Here is a 13,306-nt window from a genome sequence, read left to right on the forward strand (position 1 = left end):
ATTTGAAATATTTCTAGTGAAATTCGCCTGACACATATGCTAAACTTTCGGGGGAAGCAAACGCTTTCCAAGGCGAAACCGCAAAGGTCTAAACTTTTTCTTCCATAATATAGGTGAACAGGAGCGGATAGACTTATGGTAAACGTACAGGGAAAATGGGCGCTGATTACCGGCGCGAGCCGGGGCGTCGGCTATCAGACTGCGCTGTTCATGGCCAAGCAGGGCTGCAATCTGATTTTGCACAGCAGACATCTCGGCCACACGGCAAACGTCGAACAGGAAGTGCTGGCACTCGGGGTAAAGGCGTACAGTGTAGCAGCCGAGCTAGGCAATCATGAGGAAGTAGCAGCAATGCTGGAGGAGATTGATTCCAAGGGTACGGCTGTCGATATCGTCTTCAACAATGCGGCCGTGCAGATTGCCTACCGGACCGATTACTGGCAGACACCGGTGGAGGATTTCGAGCAGAGCTTCCGGATCAACTTCATCTCGGCCGTCACTATCTGCAACCATTTTATGCCCAAGATGCTGGAACGCGGCTTCGGACGTGTTATTAATACCACCAGCGGCATCAAAAACGAGCCGGAGCAGGCAGGCTATGCCGCCAGCAAAGCGGCGCTCGACAAATTCACCAAGGACCTTGCCTCCCGGCTGGACGGCAGCGGCGTCATCATCAGCCTCACCGATCCGGGCTGGTGCAGCACCGACCTCGGCGGCCCGAATGCGCCGAACCGCGTGGAAAGCGTCATTCCCGGCATCGCCGTCGGTGCTTTCGTGGATGACGGCGTGAACGGCCGCTTCCTGCCGGCGCAGAGCTTCACGGACATATCCCTGGAGGAAGCGGTAGCCAAAGCCGAGAGCATGGAACCGGCGCCTTATGTAATCTAATGCGGATTTGTTAGATTGATAGAGCTGCCCATCATCCAAAGGTGGTCATTCAGGCATCCCCTGCAGGCCTTTCTGCTTTGGTGTTCCACCGTAACGGACACAGGTGCCGCTATTTTGCCTTTTCGCACGCTTTGAGCGGTGCAACGGACACCAGTGCGTTTATTTGCCTCGAAGCAGGCTAATCTCTGCCGCTGGAACAGGAATAAGCGCATCTGTGTCCGTTAACCCGGCAAATCCGGCTGTTTCACCGAAATAGCGCCTATAGAGTCCGTTAGCGGCAGAAGGTATGCTCCGCGAAGCAGGCGATCTCGGCGAATCCATGGCGCTCATAGAAGCGCTTGGCCCCCGCGTTGCTGCCCGCCACCCGCACGTAGACCGGCTCCCCCGGACGCTGCTCCAGCATCCGGCTTACACTGCTCCGCAGAATTCCTGCGCCATAGCCGTGATTCTGGAATTCCGGCGCTACCACAAGATCACGGATATAGTTACCTTCTGTAATGACGGCGCCCGCCAACCGTTCGTCCAGCCAGTACGAATGAACCTGCCGCCGGGCTTCATGCCTGGTTAGGTTCTCCAGAAAGGCTTCCGGATGGTTCCGGCAAGCTCCCGTCTCCCAGCCGTTGTCCAGATTCAGTCTTAGATACGCGCCATCGAATACTGAGATGAACGACTCCAGCATAGCCGGCGAGAACCCCCGCTCCGTCAGCGCACTGTTTTCTATCGGGAAGTCAGGCTCACTCGAGGTATAATGCAGGTGAAACCCTTCCATATCCGGCACAAAGCCCAGCTTTCTTACCCATTCAATAATCTCTGTATTTCTGCCATGGACATTAAAGCAAACTTCACGTGTCTCCTCCGTTCCCAGATAGGGGCGGATCGTATGCTCCATCAGTTCCAGCAGCGCCTCAGGCTTATCTTGCCGCACAAAGACAGCATAAGCAATCACACTATCCGGATTTTCCACCAGGCAGAACACACCTTCAGCTTCAACGGAATCCGCATAGCAGACCACAGTCACGTTTCCTTGCGCAAAGCCGTCTCTGACATAGCTTTCCGCACCCGTAGATATTGAGGAAATCAGCCGCAGAATCCCCGCTCTTTCTATATCATTCATCTGTTTCTACGCTCCCTATAGTTGCATCATAAATCAAGCCTCTTATTTGCGGAGGATGGCCCGGTACGCGAATTTCGGCAAGGCCGCCTGGCGGCGCCAGCGTGATTTCTGGCCTTTGGCGGCGGGTGCGAACAGCAGCCGGTGCGCCCATTCCAGATTGAGCTTCTTCCAGACCGCCGGTGCAGGCTTCACCTTGCCGGAGATGACATCCAGACTGCCGCCCACGCCAAAAGCCAGCTTAACCCCCGCCAGCTCCCGCTTATGCTTGTACAGCCATTTATCCGAATACGGCGCGCCCATCGCCAGCACCAGAACATCCGGGCTGCTGCGGCGGATATCCGCGAGAATGTCCGGCTCTTCCGCCGCACCGAAGAAGCCGTGGTGCCTGCCGGCGATCCGGATGCCCGGATAAGTACGGCTGATGGTCTCCACCGCCCGCACACTCGTCTCTTCGTCCGTTCCCAGAAAATAAAAGCTCCAGCCCCGCTCACTGCCCTTCTCCAGCAGGCGCAGCAGCAGGTCATAGCCGGTCACTCTTTCCGCTACCGGCTCGCCCCTGCGTCTGGCCGCCAGCACAATGCCGATGCCGTCGGGAACAATCAAATCCGCCGTGCCGATAATTTCCCGCAGGTGTCCGTCCGACTGGCTGGCCAGGGTGATCTCCGGATTAGCCGTGATCACATGGTATAGGCCGGCAGGCCTGTACTGAATTTGTTCATCCAAGTGCCGCACCGTCTGCTCAAGGCTCATTTTGGAAAAAGGCACACCCAATATGGATACTGTATCCGCCATCAATTATTCATCTCCCAATCTTCAAGGATACTCCACTGTATATCTGGCACATCCGGCTCTATATGATCTCCAACCGGAACAAGCCGGCCCGGGAGGAATGCGCTTTCGCAATTTTTGCGCAGAAACAGCACTTCTTCCCGGGAGTTGAACAGAAAAGCCGCTGCCATTTGGCGTATCCGCATCATTATCCTCCATAGTATATATATCTCTGCATTTCGCTTGTATCGCGATATTATCGTCACTTTAACGATACCTTTAACCTTAGCAGTACCTGCGGACCGGTGACAAGGAAATTTTTAACTGCGGCTCTGCAAGCCAGGATGTCCACCATTTCGCCTTATTATAGATGAAGGAGAGGCGGTATCTGTAAGGAATTAGGTAGGGATGAATGAAATTTCTCTGGGGGTTAAATCATGCATATCGAGGTTCTTGATAAAGGGTACGTCCGGCTTATCGATCATATGGGGAGTGATTTGACCGTCGTCAATGCGGCGCGGGTATCCTATGCCAAACAATCGCCGGCGCTTACGGATAAAGACATCCGGCTCATTTCGTTTCTGGCCCGCGAAGGCCATACGTCTCCTTTCCGGCATGCCATGCTTCAGCTTGAGGTATACGCACCGCTGATGGTTGCCCGGCAGTGGTGGAAATACGTTGTCGGCTCCGCCCACTACGAGGGCACCGGAGACAGCCTGGAAGCCTGGAATGAATCGAGCCGGAGATACATTACAGAGGAACCGGCTTTCTATGTTCCTGCGGCCGGGGAGTGGCGGCAAGCGCCGGAGAACTCCAAACAGGGCAGCGGCGGCACGGTATCGTGGGAGCTCGGGGAAAAATATACAGAGGAGCTGATGCGCTACACCGAGCTGGGGCTGGAGAAATACGAAGCCGCATTGGCCGAAGGCATCTGCGCCGAGCAAGCCCGGCTGTTCCTTCCCGCTTACGGGCTTTACGTGCGCTGGTATTGGACTGCCTCCCTCCAGTCGGCGGCGCATTTCCTGCAGCAGCGTCTTGCGCATGACGCGCAGCGGGAAATTCAGGCTTACGCGCTGGCCGTCCTGGACATCGTCAAGACGCTTTTTCCGGTGACGGCCGAAGAACTGCTGGGAATGTCGTAATTTCTTTGCAGGAGCCAGTATTTGTCCGGTCGCGCAGAAACCCTCCTCTTGTCACAGGGGAGGGTTTCTGCAATTTCATACGGCAATCATTTAATCCAATTCCGCTACAGGCGATACGATTGCTTTCAGGTCACGCGGGTTGATCCGCAAAGTGCAGTAAGGATCGCCAATCCCGCCGTAGGCATCGTCGTGTTCAAGAATCCGGTTGTCGAATATGTACGGCAAACCCAGCCCAATTAGTGGAACCTCTCCCGGTTGAGCACCGGTCTGTTCAAATACTTCCTTCCTCCCGGCCATCTTCACCACTTCGCAATCCAGCACGGCCTTGAGCCCCTCCAATACGACCTGACCGCGCGAGCCGGAAACAAGCAGTGCATAATAACCCCGTTCTGTTCGAATAATCAGATTCGGTACAGCAAGGTCAGTGTTGAAATACATTGCGGCGTCGGCAAGAGTATGGATTGGCTTCTCATGCTGCAGGATTTCAAAATCCGCGTGCCGGAGCTTCAGCAATTCGCTAATTTGGCTGACAGTCATCAATTAATACACCCTCTTATCGATACTTTGTTTGATATTAATTCCCTTTCATTTCCCTGTCAATTAAATGGATAACACAAAGACAACAATCCTCCGCCTACAGGACGGAGGATTGCTGCCAGAGAGCTCATTTCCGGCTCAGCATCAGACCATACGTATAAGACATAGCTTCAGGCCGGGCGCTCCGGCGCCGCTTCCCTGGTCAGTGCGCCTGTTCGCGCAGCCGCTTCCTGCCGCTGCCGCGGAAGGTCTGCAGCAGCCAGAGACAGGCCAGGCCGACGCAGGCGGCACAGACCAGGAACACAGCGGCATAGCTGCCGCCCCGGCCGGCGGATTCGCCGCCGATGACCAGGCCGCCGGCCGCCGTTCCGAACATCATGCCGATGTTGCGGAACAGGGCCAGCACACTGCTGACCATACCAAGCTGCTCCTTCGGCGCCATGCCCATCACGATGCTCGTGTTGGGCGAGGTAATCATGCCCATGGCGCAGCCGAGCAGCACCACCGGCAGCGCAATCGCTGCGGTGCCGAGCGCCGGGGCGGCGAGGCCCAGCGCCAGCAGCGTGACGCTCATCAGCGTCAGGCCGGCGGCGAGAATGCCGAGCGGCCCTTTGCGGTCGGCGAGGCTCCCGCCCAGCGGGGCCGTCACGACCAGCGCCAGCGGGTAGCCGATCATGATGAGGCCGACCCAGGCCGGCTCCGCGCCGGCCAGCCGCAGCACCGCCGGCAACGCCAGCTGTGCTGCGAACGCGGCCATATAGGTGACCACGGTGATGACAATGCCGAGGACCACATCGCGGCCCGCGAACAGCAGCCCGCCAGCAGAAGCGGCCGCGCCGCCGCCGCGCCGGGCATGCCGCAGCTTCACGGCATAGGCTGCGGCTGTGGCTGCCGAAGCGCCGAGCAGCAGCAGCACTGGCAGCGAGGCAAAGGACGTGCGGCCGCCGAGATCAATGGCGACCATCAGCGTAGACAGGCACGCCGCGAACCAGAGCGCCGCGCCCAGGTCGAGCCGTCCGCCGGCGGCCTCCGTATCGCGCGGAATCCAGCGCTGGGCCAGCACCGCCACCGCTGCGGCTACGGCGGCCAGCAGCCAGAAGCTGCTCTCCCAGGAGAACCACTGGAGGAGGAAGCCGCCCAGCGCAGGCCCCGCCATGGAGCCGGCGGCGACAAAGGTGCTCATCAGGCCCAGCGCCCGGCCCCGCTGCTCCTGCGGGAATACCGAGACGATCAGCGCCATGTTGGTCGCCTGATACATCGAGGCGCCAATCCCCTGGATGACGCGGAAGAACAGCAGCATGGCGGCGTTGCCGGCAAGGGCGCAGCCCAGCGCGCCCAGCGCGAAGGCGAACAGGCCGGCGTTATGCACCCGCCGCCGGCCGCGGATATCGCCGAGCCGGCCCATGACCGGCAGCAGCACGGAGATGACCAGCAGGTAAATGCTGACCACCCACTGGGCAGAGGCGACCGGTATCCCGAGGTCCGCCGAAATATCCACCAGCGCGATATTGAACATGCCGGCGGACAGATTGGACAGAAAGGCCCCGAGGCAGATCACCGCCTTGACCGCCGGTCCGTTCACCGCGGGCCGCCCGGAATCCAGCGCCCGGCTGTTCATAGCGCTGTCTTCAGCGCGGCTTCACTCCAGAGCCTCCAGTTCTTCTCCACATCGGCGGCGGAAGCCACCGCTCCGAAATAGCCCTGCATATTCTCAATGGTCATTTCATGCGCGGCCCTGGAATAGGAGGCGCAGGCATCCTCGGCCAGCACAACATGATAATCCAGCATGAAGCCGTCCCGCGCCGTCGATTCCACACACACGTTGGTGCTGACTCCCGTCATCACCAGCGTCTCGATACGCAGCGTCCGCAGCACCGAATCAAGCCGGGTGTTAATAAAAGCGCTGTAGCGGTGCTTATTCACCACCGTCTCTTCCGGCCGGGGCGCAATCTCATAGAATTCCGCACCCCAGCTTCCCTTCCGGCATACGCCCAGCGAGCCGCGGCCGGAGCGCGTGACCCAGGCCTGCGAATCGGTAGCCTGCTCATGAAAGGTCTGGATAAAGATAATCGGCACCTTATTGGCCCGGGCCGCCGCAATCAGCTGATGCAGCCGCGGCATCATCTCCTGTACGGCGGAGACGTCGTTTCCGCGTGCAGCAAGCGCCCCTTCTGGGTGGCAGTAGTCATTTTGCACATCCACAACAATCAGTGCAGTCCGTTCCGGCATCAGCAAATCGGCAGTCAGTTCCATATTGTCACCTCATCGTTTTTTGAAAGCACAAGCGGTATATTGTCCTGCGGGTCGTTCCCGCATCTTGCTCGCAATCCTCTTCACCGTTTCACTCCAGCTTCTGTCTGCAGTCCTTTCTGCAGTCTTCCTGGACAGCCTTCCCTACATCATTCCTCTATTTGCTCTTTCTTAAGCTTCTTTGCCCCTGCCTTTCCCACTTCCCGCTGCTCATTCAGCCGTCTTGTTCACAAACTGCATGTCCACCAGCCCGTCGTAGGTATATTCGCCTTTGTAAATTCCCGTCTTGATCATTACATTCATATCCTTGTCGAGCGCTTCCTCGGAGATGATGCCGTCCGGACTCCAGAGCTGATCCTCGTACGCCCGGTCCAGTGCAGCCTGCGCCGCCGTATCCGACAGGGTCGGGAACTCGGCCTTCAGCACCTCCATCGCCATTTCCTGATCCTCCTGAATCGCCTTGAGCGCTTTGACCACCGCGTTGACCGCCTTCTGGACCGTTTCCGGGTCTTTCTCGATCGTCGATTGCTTTACACTCAGCACCGAGTAAGCATAGTCGCCCAAATCGTGGAATTTATAAAAGGGCTCGTCCCATACCCCCTTCTCCATCCCGTCACTGATTTGCGGTTCGGCGCCGTTGGCGATATCCGCCGCACCCTGCTGCACCATCGCCACTACGGTTGAGCCGTCCGCCGGCTCCAGCAGCCGCACATCCTTCTGCGGATCAAGCCCCAGCTCCAGCAGCAGATATTGGGTCAGCAGGTTAGGCGTGCCGCCGTGACGGCCGGCGTTGACCTTTTTCCCCTCCAGAAATGCTTTCAATTCTTCATCTGAGCTGCCGGCAGGCGCCGTGCCCTTCTTGGCCATCAGATACACATTGGCGCGGTTGACGACATTGCTGACCGAGATAATCGGGTCGGAATTGCCGATATTCGCCAGCGCGTTGGACTCCGGCCCGCCAATGACGCCCCAGGCGTCGCCGCTGACTACCGATGTGACATGCGCGCCGCCGGCCGCCTGCAGCATCTCCACCTCCAGCCCCTCTTCGGCAAAATACCCCTCCCGTTGCGCCACATAAAGCGGCAGATAGCCGGTGTAATGCAGCGGCTCGGCAATGACCAGCTTGGTCAGCTTCCCGCTTTCGGCGGCGGCCGTGCCGGGTTCGGCAGTCTCTTCATTGCCGCAACCGGCAAGCATAAGGGCAGCGGACAGCAGCAGGACGGCGGACAGCTTCACTTGGTTCTTTTTCTTCATCGGTTTCTCCCCTTTTGGTTGAGTTAGGCCTTCTTCATTCCGTAGCCCTTCGACAGCCACTTCTCCAGCAGCACAACGCCCATATACATGACCATCGAAAGGATGGACAGAACCACCACGCCAACCCAGACCAGGTTGATGTCGAGGATCGTTCCGGCATAGATGACCATCCGTCCGATGCCGTGGCTCGATGCGATGAATTCACCGACAATTGCGCCGGCCAGCGACAGGGCGATGTTGATCCGCAGGCTGCTGATCATCCAGGGCATGGCCCAGGGGATAACCACCTTGGTAAACACCTGATGCCGCTTCGCCCCAAGGGAATACATCAGCTTCTCCATATCCTTGTCCACACTCTGCACACCGCTGTGCGCAGACAGGGCGGCGACCACCACCGTCATGGCAAAAGCCAGCGCCACCTTGGAGAAAAAGCCGATTCCCAGCAGGATGACCAGCACCGGGGCGAGGGCCAGCTTCGGCATCGCGTTCAATAGGATCAGGAACGGCTCACTGATTCCGGCGAATTTGCGCGACCACCAGAACGATAACCCTAGCAGTGAACCAATCAACGTGCCTCCTACAAAGCCGAGGATCGTGGAGCTTGAGGTATAGCCGATATCCTGCAGCAGTGTCCCCTCCGTGATTTGCGTCCAGGTTGTAGTGAGGATGCGGGACGGGCTGCTCCAGTAATAGGCGTCCATCCAGCCGATGCGGGTCAGCACCTCCCAGAGCACTACAATCAGCACGGCCACCGCCGCTCTGCCCATGGTAATGATCCGTTTGTTCCGCCGCTCCAGCGCTTCGTCGTCGGAAATGACCGGCTTTGTCGGCCTCGCCTCCTGCTTCAGGGCAGGGGCGCTTTCCGCCGCCTCGAACCTGTGGATGACATAGCCTTTCTTCTGCACATTCTCCATGCTGCTTCCCCCTTTAGTGGTTTGGGTGTTACGTCCTGCGGTTTAGGCTTGCGTGCTGCGGCTTGTCCGCCGCCTACGAGATTTGCGCCGTCTGCTGCGTGCCGCCGTCCGACAGCAGATCGAGCAGATGGGCCTTCAGTTCCATAAACGAAGCGGACACCGTATCCTCCATGTGGCGCGGGCGCGGCATGTCTACGGAAATCTTGGATATAATCCGGCCGGGCCGGCCGGAGAACACATAAATGTCGTCGGAGAGATAGATTGCTTCATCGATATCATGGGTTACAAACAGCACAGTCTTGCGGAAGTCCTCCCAAATTTCCAGCAGCCAGTTCTGCATCGTCAGCCGGGTCTGCGCATCCAGCGCGCCGAACGGCTCGTCCAGCAGGATAATATCCCGGTCATAGAGCAGGGTGCGCAGGAGCGCTGCCCGCTGGCGCATGCCCCCGGACAGCTCAGCCGGATAATGGCCGCCGAAGCCCTTCAGCCCGTAGCGGTCCATGAGCGGCTGGGCCCGGGCCACTGCCTCCTTACGCGGCACTCCGCGGATCTCCATTCCGAGAATAATGTTGTCGAGAATGGTCCGCCAGGGGAGCAGCATATCTTTTTGCAGCATATAGCCGACATGTCCCGTCTTGCCGACGATATCCTCCCCATCCGCCAGCACACGTCCGGTTGAAGGCGGAACCAGGCCGGCGATAATATTGAACAGCGTCGATTTGCCGCAGCCGCTCGGACCGATGATGCTTACGAAACGCCCCTCTTCAATGCTCAGATTCGTCTCCTGCATCGCTGCAATTTCCTGTCCGTCGCGGCGGAACCATTTGCTTACCCCGGCAATCTCAATTTTGGTCTTCATCATCTCAGCCTCCTAGTTTGTAGTGTGACTCCCTGCAGACCTTCACGATAATAAAAATGCCGCCAGTTCAAGACACAGCCCAAACAGGCTAATGTCTAAAACTGACGGCAGGCCGGCTCTCTTGCTTTCCGCTAGAGCTCCAACGTAACGTTCAGATAATGCTCCAGGTCCTTCTCCAAAATTATGATCGTACCGGAATATTCGGTCTCCACATCATAATCTTTCAGAACAGCCCTGATATTCACTTGAAATTCATCCATAAACGCCTGCTTGATCTCGCTCTTGAACACCTCGTGCAGAACGAGATTGATTTCCCGGCTGGCCGCGGCGGCGTGGGTATCCAGCACCTTCAGCACCGGCACCCGGCTGTTTATGGATAAGATAATAATCTTGTTCCCGACAAAATCGACCTTCTGCTGCCTGACGCCGGCGTTAAACAGCTTCTTATTGATTTCGTTATAAATCCGTAAAATATCCTGTTTCCATTGTCCGGCGGAAGCGATCATCAGCGAACACCTCTGCAGCTCATATAATGTTAACTTATATAACGAATAAGTGCGACAACCAACATTTTTGCCCGCCGTTACCCTCATTATAAAGAGTTTAAGTGACTTGTCAACAAGAAATGTGTTAATTTAAGTAACATTTTGTCCAAATAGATTGTTTGGTGTCACTATTAATAACATATATATAAGGAAGGGTACCATAGGCACGAACGGCAAATAACCCGTACTCCTCTCCTCTTTCCCGCTCATTCGGAAAAATAAAACTCCAGCGTCCGCTGCATCCGCTCTTTATGGTCCCTGAACTGCTTATGCCGGTGCCCGTTGGCGCCCGAAGGGTGGGGAAATCCCCACAGGCAGCGTTCCGCCTCCAGGATGCCTTCGTGAGTCAGCCCCCTGAGCACCTCTTCCACAACGGTCCCTAGCGGGATGACCAGAGCGCTCCTGACCTCACCCAGTTCTAAGGTAAAAGAGGTCCGTGCCGTTTCCCGCAGAAAATCGCTTGCCGGCAGGCGGGGCTGCGACCCGCTGTAATTCCTGCCTGCGGCAAAGACCGGAAACCGCAGCAGCGAGGTCGTATGCAGCAGGCTCCGGTCCCGGAAGAACTCGTCCGTTGCCCCGATATGAAGCTGCTTCGGCAGCCCCAGCCCGTCCAACATTTGCGTCAAGTTCCTCCGCATCGTTCCGGCGAAGCTGGCGGCTGCTTTGGCCCGCAGACAAGCTTCCGTGTCCGGGACATTCTCCCGTAGCGCCTGTACAGCCGCTTCATAGGCGGTCCGCATCTGCGTCCAGCCCGGGGTCAGGCCGACGATCATAACCCTGGCGGCTGGATTTACAGTCTCATTATGCGGAGCGTAGTACATTTCCAGCGCTCCGCTGGCTGCCATCAGGAAATGCCTGTTCAGCAAGTCCTCCTTCTGCAGGGACCGGTCCGCCGGCAGCTCCATTATCGCTTGTTTATACTGCTGAAGATAGCTGGAAATCAGCATGGCAGGCCTGTCCTCCTTCCTTTGATCTTTCTGCGCTGTCCCTCTACAACTAGATTGATTTTCGCACACTAATTCCGCCATTATTACAGGCCGCAGCCATCTAATTCGACATTCGCCACTTAATTCTGCCCATATTGGCGCAAAAGTAATTTCCCGCCCTTATTAGGGGGCGGTTATCCAACTAAATCTCTGGTAACCTTCAATAGTGGGGAAATTAAGTTGTGATTTTCCAACTATATATAATTTACCTCTCAAGCTACAGGCCGACAAAGACAACATAGCCGCCGTATTACGCAAGATCGAAGAGGAGAAAGCCGTCGCGGGTATGCAAGAGCGGTTTCAATACGCTTTTTGCAGCTCTATATCGCCTTATGCAGGCAATGCCGCTATCAGTCGGCCCTCGTCCACCCTGGCGTCCTGGATGCGGTGCGGCTCCTGATATCCTGTCTTGCGATTTTCGTAATCTATACACTTGCCGGCAAAATGTGCCCCATCCGCCGTTACTCCCGTTATCCCCGCACATATCGTAAAGAAAGATGACCATAAGGGGAGCGATGTCATGGGAGCCGGTGCCGTAGAGGCTTCATCCAAGCAGGGAGTTTCCATCATTACCTGCACGAACCGCCGGGGGTATCTGCGCAATCTGTTCCATAATTTCACCCGACAACGGTATAAAACCAAAGAATTAATCGTCGTAGTGAACAATGACAGTATTCCGCTGGCGCCTTATCTTGATCAGGCGAAGCGTCTGCGGCATGTTCACATTTACCGCATGCCGGGCTCCGCCACGCTGGGCGCTTGCCTTAATTTTGCCGTGAGGAAGGCCAAGTACAGCTATATCGCCAAATTTGACGACGACGATTATTACGCCCGCCATTATTTGACGGACAGCCTGCAGGCGCTGCACACCGCCAAGGCGGATGTCATTGGCAAACGGGCGCACTATATGTATCTGCGCGGCTCCGGCAAGCTGATTCTGCGGTTCGCCCAGGATGAGCACCGGCAGGTAAGCAAGCTTCCCGGCGCCACTCTCTTGATCAGACGCAGCGTGCTGCACAAGGTGCCGTTCCCGGACCGCAATGTGGGCGAGGACGATCTGTTCTGCATCCGCAGCCGCAAACGGGGCTACAAGGTATACTCCGCCGGACGGTTCAACTTTGTGGCGATCCGCCGTCGAAACTCCGCAGGCCACACCTGGATCATCAGCGACAAGGAGCTGCTGGCCCATCACAAGACCATACCTGAAGTAAAGGACTACCGGAAGTATGTCCAGCGGAAGCCTAAGGGACACCGCCCATGACGGCTCCCCTACTCTATTACGGCCATGACGGAATCTCCGTGATTACCTGCACCAAGCGTGCCAGACAAATGGACGCCCTGCTCCGCAACTACGGAAGGCAAAATTACCGGAACAAAGAGCTGATCATCATTCTGAATCACCCGAGCCTCCGTGTATATGACTACATGCGGGCGGCGCAGGCTTATCCGAATGTCCGGGTGTACAGCCTGCCTGCACATGTCCCGCTCGGCGCCTGTCTGAATGCAGGCGTGGGCTTCGCCCGCTGCGGGGTAATCGCCAAGTTCGACGATGACGATTATTACGCCCCCGGCTATCTGACGGACAGCCGCCGCCTTATGCAGGAGAGCCGGGCGGCCATCGTCGGCAAACGCGCCCACTTTATGTATCTGGCCGGCCGTAAGCAGCTGCTGCTGCGGTATAAGGCACGGTCCGGGCGCTATGTCGATCAGGTGCAGGGTGCCACCTTACTGGCGAAACGTGAGGTTCTGGAGCAAGTGAGGTTTCCGGAGCTGGACCGGGGGGAGTGCGTGAAGTTCTGCACCCGGGCACAGGCCAAGGGTTACCGGATTTACGCGGGCAGCCCCTGGCATTTCCTGGCCATCCGCAGCGGCAAGGCCGGGGAGCATACGTGGAAGATCAGCGATCACGCGCTGCTGGCGCGAAATGCGGAGGTACTGAAGGTGCGGGATGTGCTGAAGTATATTGAGGGGTAGGCCGCGGACAAACCATTTGAAGCCCGGCCCACTTCCGTATATGATAACTTTATCCATGTATACAGGAGGCTTTCA

At 57.3% G+C, this 13,306-nt stretch carries 14 protein-coding genes; 4 read left to right on the plus strand and 10 right to left on the minus strand.

From position 1 onward, the window contains the following. Positions 1-135: 135 nt before the first annotated feature. On the plus strand, positions 136-888 hold the full coding sequence (locus F1381_RS02375) for an SDR family NAD(P)-dependent oxidoreductase (RefSeq protein WP_151733216.1): 753 nt from the start codon (positions 136-138) through the stop codon (positions 886-888). Positions 889-1,159: 271 nt separating this feature from the next. Here F1381_RS02375 and F1381_RS02380 read toward each other — a convergent pair whose 3' ends face one another. After that, positions 1,160-2,002 carry a GNAT family N-acetyltransferase gene (locus tag F1381_RS02380; protein ID WP_151733217.1) on the minus strand — a complete coding sequence of 281 codons (843 nt, stop codon included), beginning with the start codon at positions 2,000-2,002 and terminating at the stop codon, positions 1,160-1,162. Positions 2,003-2,044: 42 nt separating this feature from the next. After that, complete coding sequence (locus F1381_RS02385; RefSeq protein WP_151733218.1) at positions 2,045-2,794, minus strand: WecB/TagA/CpsF family glycosyltransferase; 750 nt, start codon at positions 2,792-2,794, stop codon at positions 2,045-2,047. Between the two features lie 413 nt (positions 2,795-3,207). Between F1381_RS02385 and thyX the strand changes: the two genes are divergently transcribed. Next, positions 3,208-3,912, plus strand: coding sequence for an FAD-dependent thymidylate synthase (gene thyX / locus F1381_RS02390; protein WP_151733219.1), 705 nt, complete (start codon positions 3,208-3,210; stop codon positions 3,910-3,912). Positions 3,913-4,002: 90 nt separating this feature from the next. Here the strand turns inward: thyX and F1381_RS02395 are convergent, their stop codons facing one another. From F1381_RS02395 to F1381_RS02430, 8 genes are all read right to left on the minus strand, one after another. Further along, positions 4,003-4,449, minus strand: coding sequence for an aminoacyl-tRNA deacylase (locus F1381_RS02395; protein ID WP_246187890.1), 447 nt, complete (start codon positions 4,447-4,449; stop codon positions 4,003-4,005). A 202-nt stretch (positions 4,450-4,651) separates the two neighbouring features. Further along, entirely contained in the window at positions 4,652-6,067 is a 1,416-nt protein-coding gene (locus tag F1381_RS02400) for an MFS transporter (RefSeq protein ID WP_151733221.1), read from the minus strand. Next, entirely contained in the window at positions 6,064-6,702 is a 639-nt protein-coding gene (locus F1381_RS02405) for a cysteine hydrolase family protein (protein ID WP_151733222.1), read from the minus strand. Before F1381_RS02405 ends, F1381_RS02400 begins: the two co-directional genes overlap by 4 nt. A gap of 207 nt (positions 6,703-6,909) precedes the next feature. Beyond that, positions 6,910-7,953 (minus strand): ABC transporter substrate-binding protein, encoded by a 1,044-nt coding sequence (locus F1381_RS02410; RefSeq protein ID WP_151733223.1) that lies wholly within the window; start codon positions 7,951-7,953, stop codon positions 6,910-6,912. 23 nt (positions 7,954-7,976) lie between these two features. Beyond that, positions 7,977-8,867: an ABC transporter permease gene (locus F1381_RS02415; RefSeq protein WP_151733224.1), complete on the minus strand. Its 891-nt coding sequence runs from the start codon at positions 8,865-8,867 to the stop codon at positions 7,977-7,979. A gap of 73 nt (positions 8,868-8,940) precedes the next feature. Next, positions 8,941-9,726, minus strand: coding sequence for an ABC transporter ATP-binding protein (locus F1381_RS02420; protein WP_151733319.1), 786 nt, complete (start codon positions 9,724-9,726; stop codon positions 8,941-8,943). 131 nt (positions 9,727-9,857) lie between these two features. After that, positions 9,858-10,232, minus strand: a complete 375-nt coding sequence (locus F1381_RS02425) for a Na-translocating system protein MpsC family protein (protein WP_187355153.1) — start codon at positions 10,230-10,232, stop codon at positions 9,858-9,860. Positions 10,233-10,477: 245 nt separating this feature from the next. Continuing rightward, entirely contained in the window at positions 10,478-11,218 is a 741-nt protein-coding gene (locus tag F1381_RS02430; RefSeq protein ID WP_151733225.1) for a uracil-DNA glycosylase family protein, read from the minus strand. A gap of 559 nt (positions 11,219-11,777) precedes the next feature. On the opposite strand from F1381_RS02430, the gene F1381_RS02435 reads away from it, so the two are divergent. Then, the gene (locus tag F1381_RS02435; RefSeq protein WP_151733226.1) at positions 11,778-12,518 is read left to right on the plus strand and encodes a glycosyltransferase family 2 protein; all 741 of its coding nucleotides are present in this window, start codon (positions 11,778-11,780) and stop codon (positions 12,516-12,518) included. Further along, positions 12,515-13,231 (plus strand): glycosyltransferase family 2 protein, encoded by a 717-nt coding sequence (locus tag F1381_RS02440; RefSeq protein WP_151733227.1) that lies wholly within the window; start codon positions 12,515-12,517, stop codon positions 13,229-13,231. The genes F1381_RS02435 and F1381_RS02440 overlap by 4 nt, the downstream gene beginning before the upstream one ends. Positions 13,232-13,306 lie beyond the last annotated feature (75 nt).

This window comes from Paenibacillus tengchongensis (genome assembly GCF_008973665.1).
Lineage (GTDB): Bacteria > Bacillota > Bacilli > Paenibacillales > Paenibacillaceae > Paenibacillus_AQ > Paenibacillus_AQ tengchongensis.

Coding starts and splice junctions, on each gene's coding strand:
- F1381_RS02400 (WP_151733221.1), bottom strand. CDS start 6,067: ATGAACAGCCGGGCGCTGGATTCCGGGCGGCCCGCGGTGAACGGACCG.
- F1381_RS02420 (WP_151733319.1), bottom strand. CDS start 9,726: ATGAAGACCAAAATTGAGATTGCCGGGGTAAGCAAATGGTTCCGCCGC.
- F1381_RS02425 (WP_187355153.1), bottom strand. CDS start 10,232: ATGATCGCTTCCGCCGGACAATGGAAACAGGATATTTTACGGATTTAT.
- F1381_RS02430 (WP_151733225.1), bottom strand. CDS start 11,218: ATGCTGATTTCCAGCTATCTTCAGCAGTATAAACAAGCGATAATGGAG.
- F1381_RS02415 (WP_151733224.1), bottom strand. CDS start 8,867: ATGGAGAATGTGCAGAAGAAAGGCTATGTCATCCACAGGTTCGAGGCG.
- F1381_RS02410 (WP_151733223.1), bottom strand. CDS start 7,953: ATGAAGAAAAAGAACCAAGTGAAGCTGTCCGCCGTCCTGCTGCTGTCC.
- F1381_RS02405 (WP_151733222.1), bottom strand. CDS start 6,702: ATGGAACTGACTGCCGATTTGCTGATGCCGGAACGGACTGCACTGATT.
- F1381_RS02440 (WP_151733227.1), top strand. CDS start 12,515: ATGACGGCTCCCCTACTCTATTACGGCCATGACGGAATCTCCGTGATT.
- thyX (WP_151733219.1), top strand. CDS start 3,208: ATGCATATCGAGGTTCTTGATAAAGGGTACGTCCGGCTTATCGATCAT.
- F1381_RS02385 (WP_151733218.1), bottom strand. CDS start 2,794: ATGGCGGATACAGTATCCATATTGGGTGTGCCTTTTTCCAAAATGAGC.
- F1381_RS02375 (WP_151733216.1), top strand. CDS start 136: ATGGTAAACGTACAGGGAAAATGGGCGCTGATTACCGGCGCGAGCCGG.
- F1381_RS02380 (WP_151733217.1), bottom strand. CDS start 2,002: ATGAATGATATAGAAAGAGCGGGGATTCTGCGGCTGATTTCCTCAATA.
- F1381_RS02435 (WP_151733226.1), top strand. CDS start 11,778: ATGGGAGCCGGTGCCGTAGAGGCTTCATCCAAGCAGGGAGTTTCCATC.
- F1381_RS02395 (WP_246187890.1), bottom strand. CDS start 4,449: ATGACTGTCAGCCAAATTAGCGAATTGCTGAAGCTCCGGCACGCGGAT.